The 25,812-nt window shown below is 49.1% G+C and carries 26 protein-coding genes and 1 pseudogene; 22 read left to right on the forward strand and 5 right to left on the reverse strand.

Translation table 11 applies throughout. From position 1 onward, the window contains the following. The first annotated feature begins 275 nt into the window (after positions 1 to 275). The 5 genes from AC50YL_RS33985 (at position 276) to AC50YL_RS34005 (ending at position 5,711) form a co-directional block, all read left to right on the forward strand. Positions 276 to 1,175, forward strand: a complete 900-nt coding sequence (locus AC50YL_RS33985) for a phosphate/phosphite/phosphonate ABC transporter substrate-binding protein (protein WP_494837808.1) — start codon at positions 276 to 278, stop codon at positions 1,173 to 1,175. Positions 1,176 to 1,202: 27 nt separating this feature from the next. Continuing rightward, a complete protein-coding gene (phnE, locus tag AC50YL_RS33990; RefSeq protein ID WP_494837809.1) occupies positions 1,203 to 2,849 on the forward strand; it encodes a phosphonate ABC transporter, permease protein PhnE in 1,647 nt (548 codons plus the stop codon). A 14-nt stretch (positions 2,850 to 2,863) separates the two neighbouring features. Further along, a complete protein-coding gene (phnC, locus tag AC50YL_RS33995; protein WP_494837810.1) occupies positions 2,864 to 3,610 on the forward strand; it encodes a phosphonate ABC transporter ATP-binding protein in 747 nt (248 codons plus the stop codon). A gap of 186 nt (positions 3,611 to 3,796) precedes the next feature. Further along, entirely contained in the window at positions 3,797 to 4,915 is a 1,119-nt protein-coding gene (locus AC50YL_RS34000) for a tyrosine-protein phosphatase (protein WP_494837811.1), read from the forward strand. Between the two features lie 148 nt (positions 4,916 to 5,063). After that, a complete protein-coding gene (locus tag AC50YL_RS34005) occupies positions 5,064 to 5,711 on the forward strand; it encodes a GntR family transcriptional regulator (RefSeq protein WP_494837812.1) in 648 nt (215 codons plus the stop codon). Between the two features lie 632 nt (positions 5,712 to 6,343). Here the strand turns inward: AC50YL_RS34005 and AC50YL_RS34010 are convergent. Next, positions 6,344 to 8,059, reverse strand: a complete 1,716-nt coding sequence (locus AC50YL_RS34010; RefSeq protein ID WP_494837813.1) for a metallophosphoesterase family protein — start codon at positions 8,057 to 8,059, stop codon at positions 6,344 to 6,346. A 558-nt stretch (positions 8,060 to 8,617) separates the two neighbouring features. Between AC50YL_RS34010 and AC50YL_RS34015 the strand changes: the two genes are divergently transcribed. From AC50YL_RS34015 to AC50YL_RS34045, 7 genes are all read left to right on the forward strand, one after another. Next, entirely contained in the window at positions 8,618 to 9,607 is a 990-nt protein-coding gene (locus tag AC50YL_RS34015; protein ID WP_494837847.1) for a tRNA dihydrouridine synthase, read from the forward strand. A 462-nt stretch (positions 9,608 to 10,069) separates the two neighbouring features. Next, the gene (locus AC50YL_RS34020) at positions 10,070 to 10,387 is read left to right on the forward strand and encodes a hypothetical protein (RefSeq protein ID WP_494837814.1); all 318 of its coding nucleotides are present in this window, start codon (positions 10,070 to 10,072) and stop codon (positions 10,385 to 10,387) included. 112 nt (positions 10,388 to 10,499) lie between these two features. Next, on the forward strand, positions 10,500 to 11,057 hold the full coding sequence (locus AC50YL_RS34025) for an ATP-binding protein (RefSeq protein WP_494837815.1): 558 nt from the start codon (positions 10,500 to 10,502) through the stop codon (positions 11,055 to 11,057). Positions 11,058 to 11,248: 191 nt separating this feature from the next. Further along, positions 11,249 to 11,707: a DUF4830 domain-containing protein gene (locus AC50YL_RS34030; protein WP_494837816.1), complete on the forward strand. Its 459-nt coding sequence runs from the start codon at positions 11,249 to 11,251 to the stop codon at positions 11,705 to 11,707. Between the two features lie 732 nt (positions 11,708 to 12,439). Next, positions 12,440 to 12,862: a hypothetical protein gene (locus AC50YL_RS34035; protein ID WP_494837817.1), complete on the forward strand. Its 423-nt coding sequence runs from the start codon at positions 12,440 to 12,442 to the stop codon at positions 12,860 to 12,862. A gap of 324 nt (positions 12,863 to 13,186) precedes the next feature. Next, complete coding sequence (locus tag AC50YL_RS34040) at positions 13,187 to 13,540, forward strand: hypothetical protein (RefSeq protein WP_494837818.1); 354 nt, start codon at positions 13,187 to 13,189, stop codon at positions 13,538 to 13,540. A gap of 163 nt (positions 13,541 to 13,703) precedes the next feature. Continuing rightward, entirely contained in the window at positions 13,704 to 14,192 is a 489-nt protein-coding gene (locus tag AC50YL_RS34045; RefSeq protein ID WP_494837819.1) for a GNAT family N-acetyltransferase, read from the forward strand. A 61-nt stretch (positions 14,193 to 14,253) separates the two neighbouring features. On the opposite strand, the gene AC50YL_RS34050 is transcribed toward AC50YL_RS34045, so the two are convergent. Beyond that, entirely contained in the window at positions 14,254 to 14,481 is a 228-nt protein-coding gene (locus AC50YL_RS34050; RefSeq protein ID WP_161747346.1) for a hypothetical protein, read from the reverse strand. A 251-nt stretch (positions 14,482 to 14,732) separates the two neighbouring features. Between AC50YL_RS34050 and AC50YL_RS34055 the strand changes: the two genes are divergently transcribed. The 5 genes from AC50YL_RS34055 (at position 14,733) to AC50YL_RS34075 (ending at position 20,326) form a co-directional block, all read left to right on the forward strand. Continuing rightward, complete coding sequence (locus AC50YL_RS34055; RefSeq protein ID WP_494837820.1) at positions 14,733 to 15,197, forward strand: hypothetical protein; 465 nt, start codon at positions 14,733 to 14,735, stop codon at positions 15,195 to 15,197. A 109-nt stretch (positions 15,198 to 15,306) separates the two neighbouring features. Next, positions 15,307 to 15,969 (forward strand): IS110 family transposase, encoded by a 663-nt coding sequence (locus AC50YL_RS34060; RefSeq protein WP_494837821.1) that lies wholly within the window; start codon positions 15,307 to 15,309, stop codon positions 15,967 to 15,969. A 144-nt stretch (positions 15,970 to 16,113) separates the two neighbouring features. Then, a complete protein-coding gene (locus AC50YL_RS34065; RefSeq protein ID WP_494837822.1) occupies positions 16,114 to 16,593 on the forward strand; it encodes a transposase in 480 nt (159 codons plus the stop codon). Positions 16,594 to 18,202: 1,609 nt separating this feature from the next. After that, positions 18,203 to 19,693, forward strand: coding sequence for a serine hydrolase domain-containing protein (locus AC50YL_RS34070; RefSeq protein ID WP_494837823.1), 1,491 nt, complete (start codon positions 18,203 to 18,205; stop codon positions 19,691 to 19,693). A gap of 243 nt (positions 19,694 to 19,936) precedes the next feature. Next, the gene (locus AC50YL_RS34075; protein ID WP_494837824.1) at positions 19,937 to 20,326 is read left to right on the forward strand and encodes a hypothetical protein; all 390 of its coding nucleotides are present in this window, start codon (positions 19,937 to 19,939) and stop codon (positions 20,324 to 20,326) included. Here AC50YL_RS34075 and AC50YL_RS34080 read toward each other — a convergent pair. The 3 genes and pseudogenes from AC50YL_RS34080 to AC50YL_RS34090 form a co-directional block, all read right to left on the reverse strand. Then, positions 20,223 to 20,699 (reverse strand): annotated as a pseudogene (locus AC50YL_RS34080) (MBL fold metallo-hydrolase); the annotation flags it as partial. The gene AC50YL_RS34075 and the pseudogene AC50YL_RS34080 overlap by 104 nt on opposite strands. Positions 20,700 to 20,725: 26 nt before the next feature. Beyond that, positions 20,726 to 21,091: an MBL fold metallo-hydrolase gene (locus AC50YL_RS34085; RefSeq protein WP_494837825.1), complete on the reverse strand. Its 366-nt coding sequence runs from the start codon at positions 21,089 to 21,091 to the stop codon at positions 20,726 to 20,728. 101 nt (positions 21,092 to 21,192) lie between these two features. Beyond that, the gene (locus AC50YL_RS34090) at positions 21,193 to 21,768 is read right to left on the reverse strand and encodes a helix-turn-helix domain-containing protein (protein WP_494837826.1); all 576 of its coding nucleotides are present in this window, start codon (positions 21,766 to 21,768) and stop codon (positions 21,193 to 21,195) included. A gap of 313 nt (positions 21,769 to 22,081) precedes the next feature. Between AC50YL_RS34090 and AC50YL_RS34095 the strand changes: the two genes are divergently transcribed. From AC50YL_RS34095 to AC50YL_RS34115, 5 genes are all read left to right on the forward strand, one after another. Next, the gene (locus AC50YL_RS34095) at positions 22,082 to 23,311 is read left to right on the forward strand and encodes a Tm-1-like ATP-binding domain-containing protein (protein ID WP_494837827.1); all 1,230 of its coding nucleotides are present in this window, start codon (positions 22,082 to 22,084) and stop codon (positions 23,309 to 23,311) included. Positions 23,312 to 23,406: 95 nt separating this feature from the next. Next, the gene (locus AC50YL_RS34100; RefSeq protein WP_494837828.1) at positions 23,407 to 24,402 is read left to right on the forward strand and encodes a Gfo/Idh/MocA family protein; all 996 of its coding nucleotides are present in this window, start codon (positions 23,407 to 23,409) and stop codon (positions 24,400 to 24,402) included. Continuing rightward, the gene (locus tag AC50YL_RS34105; protein ID WP_494837829.1) at positions 24,399 to 25,178 is read left to right on the forward strand and encodes a sugar phosphate isomerase/epimerase family protein; all 780 of its coding nucleotides are present in this window, start codon (positions 24,399 to 24,401) and stop codon (positions 25,176 to 25,178) included. The genes AC50YL_RS34100 and AC50YL_RS34105 overlap by 4 nt, the downstream gene beginning before the upstream one ends. A gap of 5 nt (positions 25,179 to 25,183) precedes the next feature. After that, a complete protein-coding gene (locus AC50YL_RS34110) occupies positions 25,184 to 25,432 on the forward strand; it encodes a hypothetical protein (RefSeq protein WP_494837830.1) in 249 nt (82 codons plus the stop codon). A 12-nt stretch (positions 25,433 to 25,444) separates the two neighbouring features. Continuing rightward, positions 25,445 to 25,810, forward strand: a complete 366-nt coding sequence (locus tag AC50YL_RS34115; protein WP_494837831.1) for a cupin domain-containing protein — start codon at positions 25,445 to 25,447, stop codon at positions 25,808 to 25,810. Positions 25,811 to 25,812 lie beyond the last annotated feature (2 nt).

The raw sequence follows: 25,812 nt of genomic DNA on the forward strand, positions 1-25,812 counted from the left end.
TTTGCCTATCCTCAAGAACGCGCTCTCCCACGGCGTGGAGTAGAGTCACCGTCCGTCGGAGATCCGAATCGAGGGCTAGTAGGAAGACGGCCAGCTGCTGCTGACGATTCGCGACAATAGCCGGGGCATCGATCCGGCGCAGTTGACCAACATCCGGCGGCGCCTACAGGAAGATGGATTCGTCGGTGGAGGATTAACCGGCGCCGATGATACTTTGATAACAAAATACAACTAGAATTCTAAATGTACTATAAAATTATTGGAGGAATTCAGTCATGCAAAGAAACTTCATCTTGCTTGCCCTCATCTTCGCAGCCGCGACCATTCTCTCGGCATGCAGCACGAATCAATCCGGTCCAATGGACAAGTTTGTCATTGCTTATCTACCGGGCGAATCGAGTGAAGAGGCAACGAAGCTTGACAAAGATTTTGAAGACAAACTGTCCAAATCGCTCGGATTGCCTGTTGAAACGTATAAAGCGACCAGCTATAACGCTGCGATCGAAGCCATGAAGAACGGCAAAGCCGATATGGCAACGTTCGGACCCTTCTCTTATATCGTTGCGGTGGATCGTGCCAAGGTAGAACCGATTGCCGGTGTAGTCATCCCGTCGCTGGCCAATAAGCCTGCCTCCGTCATCATCGTCAAAAAAGACTCCGATATTCAAACGATCGCGGATTTGAAAGGCAAGACAATGGGCTTCGTCGATGCGGTATCCACAACCGGCCATTTGCTGCCATTATCGATGATCGTCGATGAGCTTGGGCTCGACCCGAAGGAACTGGAGACTCATTTCTTCAAAGATATTCAATTTGCGGGCAAACATGATACTGCCGTGCTGGGGGTAGTGAAGGGCCAATACGATGCTGCGGGCGTTTCGGGAATGTTTCCCGATATGCTAGTTTCAAAAGGGATCATTGCGAAGGATTCCTATCGGGTCATTGCAAGCTCCGAGCCGCTGAACGCTACTGCGATCGGCATCCGGTCGACCGTGCCGGACGAAATGAAGCAAAAGGTAAAATCGTTCCTGCTAAGCTACGACAATAAGGAATACTTCCAAAGCACTTTCGGCATGCCGGATGCCAAGTTCATCGAAGCTCAAGACAGCGACTTCGACAATATCCGTGCCATCGCCAAGAAGCTGAATTTATCACCGGATGAGCTGCTTCAATAAATCATTTCGAAGGGAGGCACGTTCTGGATGCAGAACGAAACGGTAACGCCGGTCGCGATCGGACAAAAGAAAACGAAGCAGCTGGTCTCGCTTGCGTTTTTTTCTGCTGCGCTGGTAGTCTCCGTCTGGTATGTGAAATTCGATTTTGTCGCGTTTGTGATGGGGATTCCTCTCTTTTTGCATTTTATCTTCGCTGACTTTTTGCCGCCAAACCTGACGAACGTAAGCAGTTATATCGGACCTGTACTCAACACGCTCATTTTTGCCGTCGTCGGTACGTGCATCTCTTCTGCGCTCGGCCTCGTGACGGCGTTTATGATGGCACGCAACACATCTCCGCATCCGGTTATCCGTATCGGGTTGCGCGGGATCATCTCCTTCGCGCGAAACGTGCCGTTGCTTGTGTGGGCATCGCTTTTGGTCGTCATTTTCGGAGTAGGCGCAATGCCAGGCTTATTCGCACTGCTTGTGTTCGGTATCTGTTTTCTTGCCAGAGTATACGCCGAATCGATCGAGGAGCTGAGCGGGGAGACGACCGATGCGCTCGAAGCGAGCGGGGCGACATCCTTGCAGCTCATCAAGCATGCGATTATTCCGCAGTTTATGCCGGCTTATTACGCGTGGACGCTGTTTATGTTTGAAATCAATATCCGCGCATCGGCGATTCTCGGCTTGGTAGGTGCAGGCGGGATCGGCAGCAATCTGAAACAGGCGATGGATTTATTCCAATACGGAAGAGCCTCTACGATCATCGTCATTCTGATTGTGGTGATATTGACCGTCGAATATCTGACGCAAAAAATAAGGGAGCGTATTCTAGTGCATCAGGAATCGTCTTTGCAGCGGTACGCGCCATCGCCTGCCGAGAAACCGGTCGTCCCTTCAGGCCACAAAATCAAAATCGCTCATAGGAAAACACAGCTTCATGCCAGGCTTTTTTTTGGCACGACGTTCGTCCTCTTTCTCATTTGCATCGGCAAGCTGGACTTAAGCTGGCGGGAATTTACCGAAGGGGTTCAAAGCATTCCAAACGTTGCCTCCAAGGCGCTGCGGATTTCCTTTGAACCATTCGCTCCGTTGATCGGCGGCATGTTGACTTCCCTTGTCGTCGCGTTTCTTTCCGTCGCCATCAGCGTCGTGATCTCCGTTCTTCTGGCCTTTTTCATTGCGGAAAATATCATGCCGGTCAAATGGTTCGGACGCTTGCTGCGGTATGCGCTGCTAATTATCCGGACCGTGCCGACGACGATTTGGGTGCTGCTCGCAGTGGCGAGCATGGGCTTCGGCTCGATGGCCGGCGTGCTTGGGCTGCTCTTCCCGACGTCTTCTTACTTAATCAAGTCGTTCGCAGCTCAAATCGAGGAAGCTGGAAATGAAACGGTCGAAGCGATGCGGGCTGTCGGCGCTTCTTGGCTCCAGATCGTTTTTAAAGGGCTGTTTCCTGGCTTAATGCTGCCGTTCCTTGCGATTGTTTCCTTCCGTTTCGAGTTAGAGGTCGCAGAGACCGTCATGCTCGGCATGGTAGGGGCCGGCGGGATTGGCGTCCTGCTCCAGGATTACATTTCCTACTATGAATTCGCGGATCTGGCCCTTGGCATTATGGTCGTATTCGTGACGATCTTTGCGATCGAATTAATCTCGAATCGCATGCGCAGCAAGTTGGCAGGACGATAACCGAGGGGGCAAATATGAGCACGATATTGAAGGTTGAAGGGCTGCAAAAGGCCTTTAATGACGGAACGCTCGCACTGAAGGGCATAGATTTGACGGTTGATGCGGGGGAGTTTATCGCCATCATCGGACCAAGCGGTGCGGGGAAATCTACGCTGTTAAGGAGCATTAACCGGTTGGTCGAGCCGACCGAGGGGCAGATCGCTTTCCTTGGGGAAGTGATGCACAGCAAACGCAAACGAGACCTTCGCAGGTGGAGAGCGCAGATCGGGATGATATTTCAACACCACAATTTGATCTATCGTTCCAGCGTACTGGAGAATGTACTGCACGGCCGTCTTGGTTACATGAGTTCACTCGCAGGTGTTTTCAGTCGCTATAGCGAGGCAGATAAGAGGGCTGCCATCGAACTCCTGGAGAAAGTCGGCCTTGGGAACGAAGCGTACAAGCGGGCGGATGAGTTGTCCGGCGGTCAGAAACAGCGAGTCGGTATCGCCCGGGCGCTCATGCAGCAGCCAAAACTGATTTTGGCGGACGAGCCCATTGCTTCGCTCGACCCGAAATCAGCCACGGTCGTGATGGACACGATTTACGAGAATTGCCGCTCGCAGGGCATAGCATGTTTAGTCAATCTGCATCAGGTTGATGTCGCCAAGAAATACGCAAAACGAATTGTCGGGATAAAGAACGGGAAAAAAGTATTTGATGGAGCTCCTGACGAGCTGAAGGAATCGACAATCTTCCCTATTTACGAAGACAATTAGGTGCAGATGCAGGCTAAACCGGCTGGTGCATGATGACCTTAGCTTTCATCGGGGAGATTCAGTGACCGGATGGATTTGTCGAGGCCAACGTATACAAGATCTCAACATCCCTATGACGTACAGATAACACACAACTTGTATACTACTTATCGACAAGTAGAATTCATTGGGAGGTAATCATTCATCATGAACAAATTATCGAAACTCGCAACAGCCGCTTTGACCGCATCCGTACTCGCAAGCGTAATTGTTGCTCCTGCATCAAGCTTCGCTTCACCGCTCGTTAAGCAACCCGGCACCTTCACGCAAGCAAGCGTAGAGCGCACGGCACAAGGCAAACTGGTCATTCACTGGAAGGCAGACGCCAACCTGGGCGCGGCCAAGGTATACTGGAGCACGTCCCCGGACGACATCGAGAAAAACGGCAAACTGCTGGCCAGTACATATTCGGCATACAATGGGTATGTAACGTCGGACCCTAAACCGGGCTTCCGCGTCTACTTCGAGGTAAAAGGCGGCAACGGCGACACGATCACGACCGCCGAGCGCAAAGTGAACCTGCAAGGCGCTTTTAACTTCCGCGATCTTGGCGGCTACAAAACAACCGACGGCAAGACCGTCAAATGGGGCAAGCTGTTCCGCGGCGAAGAGCTTGGCCATCTGACGAGCACCGATCTTGACTATATCCAGCGCATGGGCATTAAGACGGATCTCGACTACCGTACCGACGCCGAGGTAAAGGCGCTGCCGGATCCGACGATTCCGGGCATAAAATACGTGCGCACCGACGAAGGCAATCCTGGCGCCGGCTATAACTTGAACGATATGATCGCTTCGGGCATGCTGAAGAATAAAGATTCCGGCGTGCAAATGCTGGTGAGCGGCAACAAGGGCATGGTCGACGATCCGAAATTCTACGTGCAGCTAATGGAATTGCTGAACGATCCGAATAACATGGGGCTCGTCGAGCACTGCACGGCCGGCAAAGACCGTACGGGCTTCGGTTCCGCCGTGATCCTGCTGACGCTGGGCGTGGACGAGCAAACGGTCATGAACGACTACCTGCTCAGCAACGTTTACCGCGCGGACGCGAACAAAGCATCGCTTGACGCCATCAAGAAATCGATCACGGATCCGGGCGTCATTGATGCGATGACGGCGCTCATGGGCGTGCAGAAGGAATTCTTGCAAGCGTCGTTCGACGAGATGAAAGCCAAATACGGCTCCATCGACGGCTTCATCGAGAAAGGTCTGGGCGTGACGAAAGCGGAGCGCGCGAAGTTGAAAGCGATGTACACCGAGTAAAAAAAGCATACCTATCGGCGAGGAGCAGCCCCGAATACGGGGCTGCTCCTTTTTCTCATTCATGAGACGGGTACATCTTCATTTGCAGACAACCCCTGATCTGACATAAAATATAGAGAACCAGAAGTAGAGAAAGGAATGGGCAATTGTGGCGAATTCGTCATTAATCGAGACTGCGTACGACTATATTAGTTCCCAAATCTTAACCGGCGAAATCATGCCTGGATCACTTCTTTCCGAAAATGAGTTATCCCAGATCCTGAATATGAGCCGTACGCCGATTCGCGCGGCGATTGCGCGCCTCGAGCATGATGGGCTGCTTGTGACGCTCAAGAATAGAGGCGTGTTGGTCAAAGAAACCACCATGAAAGAGGTCATTGACATCATGGAGGTGATGCATCTCTTCCAGATGCAGGCCATCGATCTATTGAAAGAAGGCGTCATCATCCCAGATCTCAAGCAGCTGAAGGAACATCTGGACCGGCAGCTCGAAGCCGAGCAGCAGAACGCGTATACGCGTTATCTCGAGAGCTCCGTGAAGTTCTCCGAAAGCTTGCTGAAGGACATGAATAACGGCCTTATCACGAAAATAGCCGATATCGGATTCCAAAAACTGGTTCTCTACGGCATCATTAATTTTAAATTAACCCCCCACGAGCCGCACTATTCCGCCAACCGTTTGAATCTGGCAATTTACGAGGCGCTTGCGGCGAGCGATTACGACCGCTTGCGCGATATCACCATTCAATCCTACAGCCGCAGCCGGCAGAATATGTTGAGAGTTGCAAGGTTGTAGTGTGGGTTAGAACCGAAATATAGAAAATAAAGAGCATATTAGTCGAAAAACAACGAAAAGTAGCCTTAGATCCTAATGGCTAATTTCTCGTTGGTTAATACTATTATGATTGGAGTCTTACTCCAATCAGCCCCCAGTAGAGCCGCTCTCCGGACATGAAAGTCCTGATGACGGTCGTGCCACAGCGATCGGACAATGGATGAAAGGGGGAGCGTGCAAAGAAATATAGTGCTTTGGAGAAACTTGCGATTCTCGAAGAAGTATCAAATGGGATGATTCCATTTCAGAAAATGACGAGAGCTTGATCTTATTCTCGACATAAGGCGCGGAATCGCATAAAAAAACACCACCTGTGAGGTGGTCAGATTGAAGAGAAACCCATGTCTTTTAACGAAGACATGGGTTTCTCTTCTGTTTCTACCTGCATTTCCGGTGAGGTCGAAGGAGGCTTAGGCCTCCTTCGACCTCCCTAAGTGGAGGGCAATTTTCTTCATGTTTTGTACAGCTGCTGCCGTTAAGGATTTTTGCTAATGATTTTGTTACCTGCGCTTGGCTCGCTGGGTCTGACCACTCCGCGAAAACACCACGCCCCACCCGGTAAGGGCGAGACGAGGTGTTGGGATTTCAGATTGTCAGTCTCTCGCAATCGGGTTCGCCACGGTCAGCTCCTGAATTTTCTCACCGGTCAGGACGTCGAAGTCGCGCACGATCATTCGGTCGTCGTACTTGGTGATGGTCATTACAGTAGGCGACTCTGGACGGTCAGTCATCGAGTCCTCATCCCACGGATTAATCGGGTTCGGACCGAACTCCATCGCCAGCGCGCCCGTGTTGAAGGCCGCGTAGCCATCAGGGTCTCCGCCTTCCGTCACCGGGCGACCCGACCAGTCGCGCAGGTAAGGCGACCAGTGCGAGTGGCCGCTGATGTAGACGACGTTGGAGTACTGACCGATGATGTTCTCAAGCACCTGAACGCGGCTGCTGTTCTGGTAGAAGCTGCCGTAGGTCCCGGAGACCGACCACTCGAACGGGTAGTGGCCCATCACGATGACCTGCTTGCCCTGCGTCTTCCAGTACGCGAGGCGGTCCTTCAGGAACTGGACCTGCTCTTCGCTGACACCGCCTTCAGCCGCCGTAGTGCCGGCCTCTACGCCGAGCGCGATCAAGGGAATGCCGTCGATCACCTTCTCGTAGTAGGAGTTGTCGATGTTGGCACCCCACTGGTTGCCCCAGGCGATGAAATTGTCGACTTGCTGACCGAGGCTGAGCACGGAGCTGCGCGTGTCGTGGTTTCCGATCGCGGGGTACACCGGTGGCATCTTGTGCTTGGCGAAGATGTCGCTCACCTCTTTGTACTCGGCGAGTTCCGCCTCCTGGTCGTTCTCCTTCGGACCGCTGATGATGTCGCCAGCGATGAGCGCGGCAGACGCTTTCGGGGCCTCGCGGTGCAGCAGATCGAGGGCGGCGTCGAGGTAGGGGAGACCCTCACCCTGGATGTCGCTGAACACCTGCAGCGTCGTGCCCTTCGCATTCGGCGCCAGCGGGGCAAGCGGCGTGCGTACAAGCACGTCGTCCAGTGCCCAGTACAGCTCGGGCTTGTTGCTGGTGTACTCGAAGCGGAACACGGCGGACTTCGCTCCGGCGGGAACAACCACCGGGATGACCTCCTGACCGGAGAACACGTCGCCGCCCTCGTTGTCGCTGATGCGCGCACCGGAATATCGTAGGATCTCCTGCGCCTCGCCTCCGTCGAACGTTACAGTGACCCGCGCGACTGCCTTGTGCGCCTGCTTGTAGTGCGAAGAAAAGACGAGTTCGACAGCATCGCGGCCCTCGACGGGGACGCCCGGGCTGATCAATGAGGTGGAGACGGAGTGCGTGTTGTCGATGACGGCACCGTTCGCGGCAGCGATCCCGTTGTCAGCCACCGCGAGCGTGCCGCGCGCGCGGGAAAACTGGTTGCGCTCGTCGAGGAAGCAACTGATGTCCAGCGGCTGATCGACGTCCGAATCACAGCCGACGTCCGTGGGTTTGGCGGCGGCGAACCAGTCGTCACGCGGTGTGAACGTCCAGCCATACCAAGAGGCGGTATCGCCGGCGGTATCGATGGTCCAGGCGGAGTTGGAGCTATCGAAGTCTCCACGCCAGATGGTCTGTTGCGCGGGCTGAGCGGCGTGGCCGTGCCCGGTCGGGGGCGAAGGCGGCGACGGATGCGGAGGCGGTGACGGATGCGAAGGCGGTGTCGGGCCCGGTGTCGTGGCGAGCGCTGCTCCGGGGGCGAGGAGCGTCATGGTTACGACGCCGGTGGCGGCAAGCAGGAATAACCCTTTTTTGCGGATGTGTCTCATGAATTTTTCCTCCTAATTAAAATTTGAATCATGGAGAGCTCTGGATGTCATTTTTGAATGGACCGAAAATTGATCAAGCTCTGCAGTAATTATAGAACCTCCAATATTAATTCCAGATCAATACAATGTTATTTATTAGTAAGATAATTACAAATATGAGTAATGAAGGGGTATACTTTGGTAGTATATTGTTTGGTGACAAAAACATTGTGCCATAAAAAGGCTGCATAAATCGCAGTTTTGTATGTATTACATTAAATTCTTGTTATAAATCGATGACAAGAACTTGATGTCATTGCCGACGAAAGGCTGGGAAGTGTCCAGTTTTTATTCGGAGACATTCCCAATTACAAAAACATGGTGTAATTACGAAACATTGTTGACGGTACGAAGGGGACATACCCCTCATGACGGTATTCAGTTTATAATAAAGTCGTGTACGTTATGGAATGTCTGTTGTTCACCTGTGATGGTGTTTGAACAATGTTCCACTGACAGCACGTATTTTACTATTCTAAGGACAACGATTGTTCTGGTAGGTATAGAGGGGTTTTAATGATGAAAGAAAACTTTTGGCGCGATTTACCACGACCTTTTTTTGTACTAGCACCCATGGAAGATGTGACAGATGTTGTTTTTCGCCATGTGATAAGCGAGGCAGGCAGACCGGATGTGTATTTTACGGAGTTTGCGAATACGGAGAGTTATTGTCACCCAGAGGGGAACAAAAGCGTACGCGGGCGCTTGACTTTTACCCCAGGTGAACAGCCCATTGTAGCACATATCTGGGGAGACAAGCCGGAATTTTTCCGTGAAATGAGCATCGGCATGACGAAAGAAGGATTCAAAGGCATCGATATTAATATGGGTTGTCCAGTGGCGAATGTAGCAGAGAATGGGAAGGGCAGCGGCCTGATCTGCCGTCCTGAAATCGCAGCGGATATCATCCAAGCCGCCAAAGCCGGAGGACTGCCTGTCAGTGTAAAAACAAGGCTCGGTTTTAGCGACCTAGACGAATGGCGTGACTGGTTAACCCATATTTTGAAACAAGACATTGTTAATCTGTCCATTCATCTTCGGACAAGAGAGGAAATGAGCAAAGTAAAAGCGCATTGGGAACTGATTCCGGAGATTAAGAAGCTTCGTGATGAGGTGGCGCCAGATACGCTTCTGACCATTAACGGGGATATCCCTGACCGTCAGACCGGCCAGCAGCTTGCAGAGCAATACGGTGTCGACGGTATTATGATTGGACGCGGTATTTTTCAAAATCCATATGCATTTGAGACAGAGCCGAAGGAGCACGGCAGTGCGGAATTGCTTGATCTGCTGCGGCTCCATCTGGATCTGCATGATCAATACTCGGCAGAGGAACCACGTTCGTTTAGTGCGCTTACCCGTTTCTTCAAAATCTATGTCCGTGGGTTTCGAGGGGCAAGTGAACTCAGAACCAGCTTGATGAACGCCAAATCAAAAAGTGAAGTGCATGTATTACTGAATAAATTTGGAAGCAAGGAGCATGATGGGGCTGAGGAACATGAAAATTAGATGCGTAAGGGTCCACCGGACAATTGGATAGAGTAGGATATTTAAGAGCAACATCAGAACTCTTTTATGATCGTATTTTAAGTGGAGGAAGCGTAGGCAAGGCGTTAAATTGGGAAGCCGGGGGACGAAGAAGTATCAAATCGCTTTAGTCGGTGGTATCGTCTTGCTTATCGGGCAAATCATCGTGTTGCTGCTCCCTTTACGTCCACAAACGGGGCCAGTCGGGGAGCCTCATGGGTTGGACTGGCAGGGATTTATCCGAGGCATAGGAGTTGTTTTGCCACTCATCATTATTGGTTTGGCCGGCTGGAAGAATGAGAAACGAAAACAGAATGTGCCATATGACTGTTGCACTAAGTGGGAACAAGAGATCAAATTTCGGGAGGAACAGATAGGATAGCCGCATCGATTGAAATCGCGAGGACTTCCCAATGGGCGAACCGGAATCGGGATTATGTTATCATGCTGAACAACGTTCGGATGGGGGCGGTCGAAGACGGAGGGAAGATAAGGCTCGAATTAGAGCCGGGCGAGTATGAGCTTAAGCTGACCATCGACTGGTGCGGAAGCAACCGGCTCCCTTTTACGATCGCCGACGGAGAGAAGCTCCTGTTTCTATGTGGCTGCCGAATAAGGGGACTCGACTACTTTCACCCATTCGCGATGCTTTATTATCTTCTCTATAAGAAGGATCGGTACTTATATGTGAAGCAGGAGGAACCGATCCAGCTGACCGGGTCAATTGAAATTTTCATTGAGGGGCAACGCTACGAACCCTGAGTAACACCATACGCTGGGAGAGGTCTTGCGTTAATTGCCGTACTGTTGTTAAGTCGTTTTTTCTTTTGAGCTAACGGGTACGATAGTTCAACATTTTGAAGGGTGGCTTTTGATGAATCGAATTGTAGTCATGACGGTAGGAAAAACACACAGTGGTAAGACGACATTTGCTAAACAATTGGAATTGCAGTTGAAAAATACAATTATTATTGACCAAGATAATCACGCATCGTTCATTAATGCTCACTACAAGTCGTTACGTCCGAAAGGAGGACCAAATAAACTGAAATATGCAGTTACCCAAACGATAGTTGATTACGCGGTAAATCAGACCGATTGTAATCTCGTACTCTGCAATTCTAATCTTGCCCGAAACGGTCGTATGGATGCACTGGACTATTTTCGAAAGAAAGGGATTATAAGCATTCTTGTCTTTTTCGATATTCCGGAAGTCGTACTTAAAGAACGGATAACAGAAAGCCAGCGAAGTAAAGATATATTTCGGAGTGCTTCAACTTTCGAAGAGGTGCTAGCACGACAACAAGAGAGCGATGGATCGGCTCCAGAAATAGGGGAAGCTGACCACTTCTTTATCGTCAACCGTAATAAAGAAGACGTACCTTTGGTTATTAAGCATATTACGGAAATCATCGAACCGGTATTACGCTAACGAAGAACGTTAGTTGAATGGAGACGCAACGGCAACCGTCCACACGACCGGCTGCCGTTGTCCATTGAAGTAACGGGCAGTCTAACGCAACTTCACATCAACTTAATGCGTCATTTGAAGATAGGTTGGAGTGAATTCACAGGAAGGGAACGGATTTCTACATCATGTGATGAGAGGGAAGGAGCATGCACATGAAAAAAGATTATGTGATGTTGCTTTTATTTGCATTATGCTTCGCTATTCTAACTGGATGTAAATCAAATGAGCCAGAAGATAAGCACTCATTTCCATTAGTTCACAAACAGTTTATTGAACAATACGGTTGGACAATACGACAATTTCATTCTGAAACGAATTTTGGTGCTGGTACCTTAGAGGCTTCATATCAGGAACGTGCGAACGATTTAAAAACAAAGGCAGATCTTGATTTAAGTCCATATGTGAATAAAGAAGTCATTGAGACGGAGTACATACTTAACGAAAGTATAAATAGTTATAATGAGATAACCTGTCACTTATTTGAAAGTGAAGGAAAAGTAATCGGTGCCTATCTGGTATTAAATCAATCTGTGCTCGAAGAAGATAACTACACATATAAGACTATCCCTGGCCCAACCATACCTATGATGAATAAAGAGGATGTAATATGAAAGTTTTTTTAGATAAGTGACTATATTTGGGGAATTACGCTAACGGGTACGATAGCTCAATACCTATTATGAAGCTGCTGGCAAGATCGGCGGCTTCATTACGTAAAAGGGCAGAATAGCGCAACGAATATCATTCCATTAGCGTGAAATATTAGGAGGCGGAAAAAGTGATTCGTCAGATGGAAGAATCAAAACGAAAATAGAATGCACCATTCCGAATTTTCTATGGTAAAATATTTCCAACTTTAGTGTGGGCGAGATTATCATAGAAATTCGGGGAACGATTAAATCGGATCAGCAATCATCTGTCGTTAAGGACGCCACAACTAAACGTAGGGCACAAAATGTTACTGGCCTGCTGCTGCTGTCGTTCGGTGGTGTCTTATTCGTAATCAGTGTAGTGCTCACTTTATTTTACAGCGTATCATGGTACAGTGCTATCATGCTTAGCCTGCTGGTCGCCGGTATTGGCGAGCTCATAATCATCGTCGATAAAATCAGGGAACGCGTCGAGTCAGATTAGAAGGGGTCAGGGGAGGGCTGCCTCGTCTCGAATTATCCTTCAAGCTTATTGGGAACGAAAGTTTGTACGCATTTAGGAGCAGTTTGCCGGCGGCAGCTGCTCCATTTTTCGTTACGGGCAGGAATGGTCAGGAACGAAGTAATGAAACAGATTATTGATACGAACGTATATACTTCTAAGTGTAATGTTGATAATTAGGAGAGTTCAAATTGAGGATTAAGGAAATTGCAATCGTTGGTACAGGCACGATAATTGTAATAATTGCTGGATTATTGATAAATAAAGCGGCAAACGGTGACCATTTAAAATTACTAAAATGGTGTATTAGGATGAGCATTATACTTTTGATTTTTAGTTTGATGATTAGTCCATATAATGATTATCATATTGATAAATCTTTTGACTTCTATGCTTTCGGTATATATGACTTAAAAATATTTATTAAAGATTATCTTTTTATATGGATAAATTTATTCCTTCTAATTCTTCATATATTGGTTAGAATGCTAGTCCGTTGGAGAGGCGTTACCTCTTACACGGAACAAAAACTTAATCTGTCTATAACTTTATCTCTCTTTGCTATGCCACTAATACATATTGGATTCTGTGGTTCTGTATTCAACTTATGGTAACTTCTATGCCGTACCAATTAATACCAACAACGATTGGGGAGTGACTCCGTATATGGTTACATTCTCTGAGTGAATATCTCAAAATTTCGGTCTATTCGTTGTTCTCATCTTCGCCTTTCCAATATTAGGTGGGGTCATTACCGTTGTTTTAATCAAAAAGTGGCTAAGAAGGTAATGTAGTATACTATTCAGCTAACGGGTACGTTAGTTGAACATCATTAGGGCTGCCAACCTGGCGGCCCTTCGCTACGCTAGCGGGCAGTTTAATTGAAAAATATGATAGAATATGTTCATTACTTTAACGTGCATATTAGGAGAGAATTTATGAAAAGAAAGTCTACTGTCTATATTGTGTCAATACTTGCTTTTATAATAGCTTCCGCTGTAATGAAAAGCTTTGATTCACCTCCCTATTTTATAGCTGGGATTATGCCAATTGTTGGTGCCATTTGGTTGGTGAATTATATTATCAAAGGACGCCTTAAACCTGAGGGCAGTAAAATAGGTGCAATTGGGCTAGTATTCTGGTGTTTTGGTACAGGTGTTTGGTTTTTTATCATCCAGTTCGACCTATTGATAAACCATCAATTAACTTTTATTATAGCCGTGCAACTCATTTCTTTTATCTGGATTACCCCATTCGTAATTTATAGAAAAATCAGTTCTAAAAAAAAATAGGAGAACTTCCCATTTCATGAACACTTAAGCTAGCGGGGAAGGATACTTCAATTAAAGACACGAAGGCAGCCGGTCGGAAAAGAACGGCTGCCTTCGCTCAACGGGCAGGATAGTTGAGCATTTATATGAATTTATTAAAAATCATACTTAGTGTGGTGAAAATATGAATAGCGAAGTAATATTGCGAGACGTGAATAAAGATGACTTGCCGATATTTTTTGAGCAACAATTGGACAAGACTTCCAACTATATGGCTGCCTTTACTGCCAAAGATCCAACGGACAAGATTGCCTTTATGTCTCACTGGCAAAAGATATTAGACGACGATCGGATTATAAAAAAGACCGTACTCTTTAACGATCAAGTGGCGGGGCATGTTTCGAGTTTTGAACAGTTCGGTGAACCAGAAGTCAGCTACTGGATCGGACGAGAGTATTGGGGAAGAGGTGTTGCTACCAGTTCACTTTCTCAACTTCTTGACTTTGTAAACATTCGTCCCTTATTTGCTCGGGCAGTGAAAGATAATACAGCTTCTATTCGGGTATTGGAAAAATGCGGGTTTAAGATTTGTGGTGAAGACAAAGGGTTTTCCAATGCACGTGCTGAGGAAGTCGAAGAATATGTTTTAAAGCTGTCTTCTAAGGCAGAGTAGCATTCTCAATATTTCTCAGCTAACGGGACACGATAGTTCAATCTTTTCAATAAAATGACAATCATCGTAGTTCAGAAATGATGGCAATCAAAAAGACGAGCGTTAGAAGTACTATACCTGCAATCGAAGCGATTTTGGTATAAATAATGGCTCCATCTGAAATATCAGGTTCTTCTTTATACATCCATCGTTTTCCGAAAAGCAGACTTTCTCGGGGGTCGAGGAATGACCAAATGAGTGCAGCGTACAAAGGTAACGAGAGTATAAAAAAGACAATGATTTGAGCCACGTTCAACACTCCTTTCCCACATACCTCTATATTACGGAGAATGTTGATCATAGTTGCCTCAAACATAATTTCCTTCATGTAATGCTAACGGGCACGATAGTTCAATAATTACAAGGTGGCAGCCGGAGAACGACTGGCTGCCTTCGTTGCGTTAACGGGCAGATATGTTTAATACCTACGCAGGAAAAATAACCTACTAATCGAACTATTTAAGTGGAAATAGCATTCATTCGAACCAAGGAGATTCTCAAATGAGCTCAAATAGTTCTACTACGAACCATATACCTAGTAATGAAAATGAACATATTGCAGTTGGCCTTTTGATAAATAAAACAAGACGTGTTATTGGAGAGTTAGTATTGTTTGATGAGTCTCCAGTGGACACAGAAATGGTTTTTATAGAATTATCCTTTGAAGAATATACAATTCCCAGTCAAAGTGAAAATTATTTTACTGCTCTACTGCTGCTGAGAGCTAAACTAGAGGAACAGGATATACAAATTTTGTGTAACGGTGCAGCGATTAACATCTATCCTTCACGCATGCAATTAGAGATGGGAGTAGGGCGATTAGCGTATAAGTTACATTATGCGTTACCTGCCAAAACTGCAGATGTTATTGATATTTTTGACCTGGATGATGAACTGGAGTTTGTATCAGTTACTGAGCAGGCAAATTACTATCAAAGGTGGTTAGACAGCATTCTGGGCAGATAGATGATTAAACTAAACATCCCTGTTAGTCCTAAGAAATGGACTTTGTCAAAAAAGGGAGCGCCTCGGTATGATGGGTTAGTCCACAACACATCAAGGAGGCGCTCTTACTATGAAGTTTAAGCAATCAGAGGTGCAAAATCAACGGATTGAACGAATTACCACTTCGCATCTTGTCGTAGGAATCGACATGGCTAAAGAAACGCATGTAGCACAAGCAACAAATTTCCGAGGAATTGTTCTCTCGAATCGGCATCTTTCGTTTAAGAATACACACGACGGATTTGAAAAGCTAAAGCAGTGGATGGATGCCTTACTACAGAAGCACAGATTAAAAGGCCATATTATTGGCATGGAACCGACAGGACACTACTGGAACAACCTTGCCAATTGGCTTGTGGAGAAGGGACGAAACGTGGTTTTAGTAAATCCAGCGACAACGAAACGAAACAAGGAGAACAGAGATAACTCTCCTTGCAAGAGTGATCCTAAAGATGCGCTGGTCATTGCAGACGTTGTCAGCCGTGGCTATTACTACGATTATACACGTCAAGCAGGGGAGTTTCAGAGGCTGCGCACCATCATGAGCGACCGGGAATTTTGGGTCACGAACAGCGTTCGACTGCAGAATCGAATTATTCGCTGGCTGGATATCTACTTTCCTGAATATAGCGCTGTCTTTAAGGATTGGAAATGGGGATTGGAAATGTCCAAGGTCTTTTGCAACACTCAAAGCGTTTCCGTCTCCGTCCGATCTGCAGGGCCAAACCATTGATGGGCTCATTAATGGCTGGAGAACGTTTATGAAGCGAGCTGGTGGCACCACCGGAAGACAGAAAGCCGCCGAACTCCTCTCTAAAGCTAAACAGAGCGTTGGAGAGAGGTTGCACTCCGCGAGGCAAAGCAAGATTTACAACGCTTGTTAGATGAGTTTGAGCGTATTACCAGCATCTTAGAACAGATTGAACAAGATCTCGGAATATTGCTCGAAAGAATCCCGTTGGTCAGCCAACTTCGCTCGGTAAAAGGTCTTGGAACGACTTACTTTGCTGCGATTCTGTCCAGTGCGGGTGACTTGAGACAGTACGCACATGGACGTCAATTGCTGAGGAAAGCTGGCTTAAACCTGGCGGAAAGTACGTCAGGGAAACGCAAAGGGGAGATCGTAATCTCGAAACGTGGTGATGCAAAGTTGCGAAAATATATGTATCTTGCGACGCTTACACTGGTAGGAACAAATCCTGTCTTTCGAAAGTTGCATGAGCATAATGTTCAGGTTAAGCACATGGGTAAGCAACAGTCTGTATTCAAGTTGCTTGGAAAGTTAGCGCGAGTGCTTGTGGGTATGATTCAAAATGAGGAATCTTTGCACCGGAAAAAACGGTCCAAACCTACGTAAACGCAGCTTAACCCTATAGGATCGTGTATTGACTCATTCGCGGGATTTCAAACAAAGAAAGCACGGAGGACAGAGTTCGTATCCGATAAGGGCAAAGACCCGTCAGCTAAACGCTATCGGTCTCCACTCCTTGGACAAGTGTAACGAAGGAATGTAAGGGCAAAGACCCGTAGAGTCATGGGATGGTAAACTACCAGGGATCTTGTGGAGGAAGCGTGCAGTAGAAGGACACCTGAAGAAACAATTACAGCTATTTCTTCTATTCTCGCATGCCCAAAACAGCGACCTTCAAGGGGGTGAAATCCTGCGAATGAGTGAGTATACGAAAGAAAATCCCTTAATACCGAGAGACGGGTACGATAGCACAATAAACACCGATTGCTGTCAGCGTGATCGGCGGCTTACGTTAACGGGCGGAAAGTTGAATCACTTTGCGAATATCGTGAAAAATAGACGTTGTATACAATATCAGAAAGCAGTAATAATTCAAAATTTATAAAATGTAAGTATTACAAATGGGGTGGTTTTCATTAGATTTTTTGTTCCTAAATTATCAACAATTTTAGTTTGTCTTATTTTTGCAATAATCAGTAGTGGAGTATTGCCTTTAATAATTTTTTATTCAATCTCAAAGATATCTTTTTTATTTCTTTTTCTTTGCTACTCATTTTCATTTCTTAATTTTTTATTCTGGATCAATCAATGTTTTGGAAGGACTGTTACCATTGATAGTCATGGGATAATATATAAATCAATATTAAAGAGGTTTAGAGTTAATTGGGATGAAGTATATGAAATTGGAGTAGGTGTATATGGTATTCTAGATTCTTCTGCCGATGGATTTGTCTATTTTTCTAAAAAACCAGAGGCAACACGTATCTCCAGTAAATTTAGTAATGATTTCATAATGCTGAGGTACCGGAAGAAGTTAATTAAGGAAATAAGAAGATACTGGAGCAAACCAATAATTGGTTTAATGGAAGGTTAGCATTACTTTGATTCAACTCATCATATAGCTAAGAGTGAATTTACACTATGGGGTATTCGCTAGCGTTCATTACGCTAACGGGTACAGATAGTTCAATCTTGACACGACGGCTGCCGACAGCCATACGATCGGCAGCCCATTTTTCATTGAAGCTTTGTTGTTGATTCTAGGAATGTTATCAAGTGCTTGTCATTTATGTTATCAAGTTCTTGTCATCCGACAGCTTGATATTAAACATAAGAACATTATCTCATTAGAGGCCGCGAAAATCGCGGCTTTTTTATTTATGGGATCAAGTTCTTGTCAAAACCAAATGACAAGAACTTGATCCCATTACCGAAATTGACAAGAACTTAATCTCAGTCCCGACGATAAATAAGAATCGCATTTTGAAGGCAGTAAGCCATGCAAATTAGACTCTCACCGACGGCACTGATCGGGCATATACCTCCGAAATTATTCCATTTGGTATACGCACAGAAACTGACATTGCTATGAATTATTGCATAACGTAGTTTGCAAATGAACTGGATGGCGGCTTTATATCTTCTTAAGAATTATCTTAAGCTTTTCTTATGCTTTAGTCTCTACCATGGGGCTATCATAGGAGGAGGCTACCGCATGAAAAACAAAGGAATCGCAGCTATTGTAATAGGAATAATCGTTATTGCGTTATTCGGAGAATCGACTGGGTTTCGTTCCAAATCAGTAGCAGCGGAAGCAAACATACAGACAAGCGATATCGACCGCTTTATTCAATCGGAAATGGTTAGAAACAATATTCCCGGACTGGCCATCGCCGTCGTCCATGGAGATCGGACCATTTATGCAAAAGGCTATGGAGAAACGGGCGATGGTCGGCCGGTTACGGCTAGCACCCCTTTTGCCATTGCATCTCTATCTAAATCGATAACCGCCATGGCTGTGATGCAGCTGGCTGATTCCGGAGAAATCAACCTTGATTTCCCGGTTGCACGTTATCTCTCCTCCTTCAAAACGGACGATCCCCGGGGATCCGACATTACTGTGCGAGAGCTGTTGAACCAAACAAGCGGGCTGGCGGACACCGTTTTTCCGGAAATGGCCTTTCGAAAGCAGCCGGGCAATCTAGAGGAATCGATAGCCCGTTTTCAAAACGTCAAGCTCGCGAGCGATCCAGGGCAACAGTTTCATTATCATAATCCCAATTATCAGATTTTGGCCCTTCTCGTGGAGACGGTAACCGGAGAGAGCTTCCAGGGCTACCTGCAGAAGCACATCTTTCAGCCGCTACAAATGAATCATACAACGGATGTCGACGACACCAGGCAATTCAAGGCTATCGACGGCTTCTCGGACGGTCATATTTTATTATATGGCAAACCGGTTTCGATGAAGGAGCCAGATTGGTTTGTGGAGGGGGCGGCAGGAACCGTATCGACTGCGGATGATATGGCGCAATGGCTAATGATTCAGCTTAACGGAGGAGAGTATGGAGGCCGACGGTTACTTGACGCCGAAGGGGTCGAAACAATGCATACCGCTCCAGCAGGGGTGAAAAGCACGTACGGGATGGGCTGGACAATCGACGGATCAACCATCGAACACAATGGTATTTTATGGACTTATTATGCCGATCAGTTGTTAATGCCCGCGAGCGGTTACGGGATTGTCGTCTTGTTTAATAGCGGTCTTAATGCACTAGTTAACTACACTTCGTTCACGCAGGGCATTTCCGACATCCTGAACGGAGAGCAGCCTAGGGAATCGTTTCTTAACGTACAGACGAACGAAATCGCGATTGGACTTCTCACTTTGGTGACCGTCGGGATCGGAATTGGAGCGTTAACTCGACTGAATAAATGGGAAGCGAAGTATCGAAGAAGATCGAGATGGGTGTCCTGGCTCGGCATTGTGTCGACGCTCATCCCACTTGCGCTGTTCCTCTCTCTTTCTAAAATCATGACATTCATCGGTGGAGGACGGGTGATGAATGGTGAACGGATTTTTCTGATGATGCCGAGCATTTTTATTTGGCTTATGCTCGCTGGCTTGTTCAGCCTCGCAATCGCGGCTACTCGGATTATAAAAATGTACAAGATAAAAAAAATGAATCCAAAGAACGACGGATGAACACAAACAGAGGGGGCTGTCCCAAAAGTGGTTTAATCGTTTGGCGGTTAGCTTGGCTTCTGTAAAAAAGCACGAAAATAAACGAAATGGCGGTCTTTATTTTCGCTTACGAGATAACGGTGGGGGGGGGAGTTAGATGGAACCCTTAAGGATTTCAGCTGAGGCAGGATTGCTTGAAGCGGTGTGGAAATGTTCAAGTTAAGCACAGAATGAACTGAAAATCGCCTTAAAGGAGTCATCAACATGCAGCTAATGAAGCGAATTTATCAAGTTTGCGGGCAGCCCTATGGTATTCATCCTAATGCATATGCGGTATTGGGGGATCGTGCTACAGGGGATACCATAATGGCCGGTCTCAACGGAGAACCCAAATTAGGAGCTTCGATTGCGGTCAATTACAATCCCGAGCTTAACCTCAATTCGCTTAAACGGCTAGCCTCTGTTCACGCGGATGCCGCCCTGGCTGGCCATTTTCAGCCCTGCTTGCATCAAGGATCCCGCTTGCTCAAAAACGGTTATCGCCAAGTTCTCATCGAGCTTCGAAATCCCTATGCCCCGAATGCTTCGGGTCCTTATTCAACACATAACGCTCCCCGGGGGCTAATACATGAAATCTGCTCGCCGAACGGGTGATATGCGGGGAAAGCTTGCCCGGATCACCATTGAACGGCAGTATCTCAGGCCCGTGATAGGTACCATAGTGGTGGGGGATCAGAACCGCATTCTCCTGATGATTGGCTAATTTGACGGCATTCTCGATCCCGAAATGATACGGATCATCCGATACATCGAGCAGTAAGACGTCAACCGCGTCCATGTGCATATGCTCGGGCAGCAGACGGGAGTCCCCTATATGCCATATGCTTCCATCCGGAGTGCTGATGAGGAAGCCGCTGCAGTCCTCCGGACCATAGGGATGCTGACTTGGCCAAGCATGATCGGCTGGCGTAAGCGTAATTTCAACATGTCCGACACGGAACTTCTCGCCGATATGGAGAGCGCGAGATTGTCTTGAAGGAACCCCTAACCGCTCTAGTCCCCCACGACAATAGCAGGCCCCCCGTACAAGCCCCCTGTCTTTATTAAAGCCTGAGCCGTTACCGGAGCCAAGTGATCGTCATCCATATGCGTATAGAGAATGGCATCCAATCGCGGGACATCCCCAGCCGTAATCGGCAAAGGCACCAACATCCGATGTCCAAGCTCACAATTTTCGCGGGAACCGGGCTGCATGGTAATAACGGGATCGACCATAATCAAGAACCCGCGGGAATTAATTAGAAACCCTGCGCCCGAGAGCCACCAAATGGAGGTGTTGTCCGAGGGTGAAAAGTCGTTGGCCGTGATCGGCTTCGTATAAGGCGCACGGACTTGCGGTATGGAATTTTCTTTCGCCATTAATTATCTTAGCTCCCTTAATTTCACCGCCGAGGCGTTGTCCGCCGAAGGCCGTTTTTCGTATGCCGGTGCATCCGCCTGGCGACGCTGCGAGCGGGCGTTCAGGAAGGATCTTCGGCCGGCTTGGATTGGTGCTCGGTAAATACCGCCAAATATTTGACCTCGTCCGAGAGCGGGACGACGGTATGCTCTTGCAGGGAATTGAAATAGAGGCTGTCGCCTGCGCTCATATCATAGTCCGTATTCCCGACCTTGTAGCGCATGTTTCCAGAGATGACATAGATAAATTCCTCGCCGCTATGGGAGAAGGTGTGAGCGTTAATCTCCCCGCGGCGCGCGATGAAAATATACGGCTGCATAATTTTGCTGTGCCGGGTGGACGCGAATGCGAAGAACGAATAGCCTTTGTTCGTCTTGATCCACTTGGACACATCCTCGTATTGCCCCGCCGAGACCATCACGGTGTCGCTGCTGGACTGCTCCTCGAGCAGATCCGACACTTTGACGCCGAGGGCGCCTGCTATCTTCATCAACGTCGAGACCGCCGGCATCGCGCCGCCGCTCTCGATCTTGGAGAGCATGCTCTTGGTAAATCCGCATATCTTCGCTATATCTTCCTGGGTTCTCTTCTGTTCCTTGCGTATCAGCCGTATTCGTTTCCCTAGGTCCAGATCCATGATTCCCCTCTTTCTATCAACAACAAAAATGTTAATAAGTATAATCTAACTCAACTATGTTGAATTCGCAAGAATACGGCCAGCCAGATTGATCTGATAGAGAGAAAATTCAACAGATTGTCCGATTGAAGGGAATAAAGCAGCTCCAAATTAAAATGAAGAAAGCGGTTGCGCAACATTTACGAATATAGTAAGATAATCACAATTCAACAAGGTTGAATATAATTTATAAGAATAAACTATATTTATACTTAGTTGATCAAGCGTTATTGGGATTCTTCGGCTTGCATTCATCTTCGAAAGGAGGGTTCATTTGCAGCGAACAATCGGAATGATCGGCGCCATGGATACGAAAGGGACGGAGTTTGCTTTTCTGAAGCGGGAGATCGAGCGGAGGGGGTGCAGCGTGCTGGTGTTCGACACCGGCGTGATGGGCGAGCCGAAGCTTCGGCCTGACTTGAGCCGTGAAGCGATCGCGGAAGCCGGCGGTGTCGCTCTGACGGAGCTAATCGCCCAGGGCGACAGAGGCAAGGCGATGGCGGCAATGGCCGCGGGAGCGGCCAAGATCGTAAGCGAGTCGGCGCAGCGGGGCGACATTCACGGGTTGATCGGGATGGGAGGAACGGCCGGGACGGCGGTGGCGAGCAGTGCCATGCGCGCGCTTCCCGTCGGCTTCCCGAAGCTGATCGTCTCGACCGTAGCCGCCGGCGATACCCGCAGTTACGTCGGCATGAAAGACATCGTCATGATGCCGGCCGTTGTCGACGTTGCGGGTATCAACCGGATCAGTCGTCAGATCTTCACCCGGGCGGCCGGGGCAATCTGCGGCATGGCTCTGGGGGACATCGAACCGGCCGAGGACCGCAAGCTGATCGCGGCCAGCATGTTCGGCAATACGACAAGCTGCGTTGAACGGGCAAGGGAACGGCTGGAGCGTGACGATACCGAGGTTCTCGTCTTCCATTGCACAGGCGTCGGCGGGCAGACGATGGAAAGTCTGATCGACGGCGGCTACATCAGCGCCGTCCTCGACATTACGACGACCGAATGGGCCGACGAGATCGCCGGGGGCGTATTCGCTGCGGGGCCGGACAGGGGGGACGCTGCGGCCAGGCGAGGGATTCCCCAGGTCATCGTGCCGGGCTGCGTCGACATGGTTAATTTCCATGCCCGCGCAACCGTGCCAAGCCGCTATTCGGAACGCAATTTGCACGAGTGGAATTCGAACATTACGCTGATGCGGACGACCGCGGATGAGAACGAGCGGATCGGCACCATATTGGCGGAGAAAGCGAACGCGAGCACGGGACCGGTCGTCTTCCTCCTTCCGCTCGGAGGGGTTTCGCTGCTCGACAGTCCGGGCCAGCCCTTCTGGGACCCGGAGGCGGACAGGGCATGCTTCGATGCCATTCGGCGTCATGTCCGCGGCGGCATTCCGGTCCACGAGATGGCCTGCAACGTTAACGATCCGGAATTCGCGGACCGGGCTGTGCAGCTGCTGGAGGAATTGATGTCGGGGCAACTGCAAGGAGAGCGTTCGTAGGGCGCTGCGGCAAACCGCAGTCAGCGAGTCATAGGCACCAAGAGCGAGCAGACGGCAGGTACTTATTATCATTTATCCGGGAGGCGGAATGCATAATGAAAAGGTACAAAGTGGGTCTTATCGGTGCAGGCGGCGTGACTGAGCTTCATCTGGAAGGCTATAAGGAACATCCCGATAGAGTCGAAGTGGCGGCGATCTGTGATCTGAATGCAGAAGCGATGACGCGCAAGGCGGATCTGTATAACATTCCGCTGAGGTTTTCCAACCTGAACGATTTCATCCGGGAAAGCGGCGTTGATGCCGTCATCGTAGCTACGCCGACATCCATCCGCAAGCAGGTCGTGTTCCCGCTGCTGGAAGCGGGCTTGCCGCTCTTCGTCGAGAAACCGTTCTCTGACACGCTGCTGGACGCGGTCGAAATTACCGAGAAGGCGGCCGGACTGAACGTGCCGGTCTCGGTCAATCAGAATTTCCGCAAGCATTTCACCTTCGACGTCGTGAAGGGCATCATCGCTGAAGGACGGATCGGCGGGGTTACGCAGATCGTTTTCAATAATCTGTTCTTCCGCCAGGACGCCGGCTGGCGGCTGCAGTGCGAGCGTCATGCGCTATCGGTAATGGGCATCCACTGGTTCGATGGGTTCCGCCAGATTCTGGGTTCGGAAGCGGTCTCGGTGACCGGTCTGATGAGCTCTTCTTCGGCGATCGAATGCGCGGGCGAGACGGATGCCACCGTGCAGGTTGCTTTCGAGAACGGCACATTCGCCACCTATGTGCAGAGCTTCTCTTCACCTTTTCCCCGCACCGAGATGATCGTCATCGGCGAGACCGGCACGCTGGTCTGCGGCCACCGTTCCGTAGAGCTTTACCGGAAGGGGCAGACGGCTCCGGAGCTGACCTGGAGCAACGACGTCTCCCGCGAAACCGCGACGTACGAAGGCTTGAATCACCTGCTGACGTCGCTCGAGACGGGCATCGAAGCGCCGAACAGCGCGCGGGACAATTTAAAGACGGTGGCAATCCTGGATGCCGCGTACCGTTCGGCTCAGGACCGGCGCACGATTACGCTGGATCGCGGTGTGCTCGTATGAGCATCCAATACGCTTTCTCCCGGCCAACCCAATCCGATGTCGAACGCGATCAGCTGTTTCGCGGCTATCGCTCCATCGGGTATGACGGCTTGCAGCTCAAGTACGGGCAGTACGCGCCCTACATGGCCGAGCCGGAGCGATTCATGGAAGAATGGGGCTCGCTGCCGGGGGTTGGCTCAGCGCTGATCGCCGGCGGAACGCTGGACGAGGATAGCCGCGGCCAGCTCGAGAAGCTCTTTGCTTTCGCCGAGCGGATCGGTACCGAGACAGTCGTGTACTGTCACGGCATCTCCCGCAAAACCGTGATGACCGGAGATATTCGCCGCTATGCGGACACGCTCTCGGAGCTCGGCAAGTCCGCGAGGCAGCGGGGGATTTCGCTGTCGCTGCATCACCATTTCGATCAGCCGGTCATGTACCGCGAGGATTTCGACGTGTTCTTCGAGCGTATCCAAGCGGGCGAGGTCGGACTGACGGTCGATACGGCCCATCTGGCGAAATCGGGCATCACGGATGCGGCCGAGGTCATTACGTCGTTCGGGTCGTTCATCGACAATTTTCACCTGAAGGACTTCGCCGGCGGCGAGTGGCGCGTGCTCGGCCAAGGCGTCATCGACTTCGCGCCGATTTTCAAGGCGATCGGTGACATTCGCTACAGCGGATGGATTTCCGCCGACGAAGAGAGCGGAGGCGGCATCATCGAAGGAATGCGCACATGCTTGACCTTTATGAGAGACGGCTTGAAAGCGCGTCCTGACCAAGCGATCGGGAGGTAGAAGTCATGAATGCTCAGACCGTCGAGATGAAGCGGACCGGTCGCTCAGGCAGCCAGAAGAAAAGCAGGCGAATATGGCTGGATATCCGGCGCGACAAATATTTGTATCTGCTCATCTTACCCGGCGTCCTGTTCTTCATTGTCTTCAAATACATCCCCATATCACCGAGGAGATCAACGAAGCGTATCAAGCGAGACTGGCGCAGAACAAGTAAGCAGCGTACAGGCTGGTCGGGCAGACAATCCAACATGTAAAGGAGAACGACTATGGCGACCATTACGAACCTTCACGAGAACGAGGAACACCGCGTGTTGGATATGGGCTGGGGCAAAATCCAATGGTTATGCGGCAAGGATATCGATCCCGAAGCGGAGATGACCTTCGGTATGGTATACATCGATGCGGGCAAGGAGAACTCCCGGCACTATCATCCGAACTGCGAGGAAGTCATCTTCGTCCTCTCCGGCGAATGCGATCATACGCTCGGAGACGAATCGTTCCACCTGAAGCCCGGAATGATGCTGCGGATTCCCCGCGGCGTGCCGCATAATGCCAGAGTGACGAGCTGGGAAGCCTGCCGGATGATCATCGCGTATTCCTCGCCGGACCGGCAGACCATAGGCGAATCATAAAG

The organism is Paenibacillus sp. J22P277 (assembly GCF_059383675.1).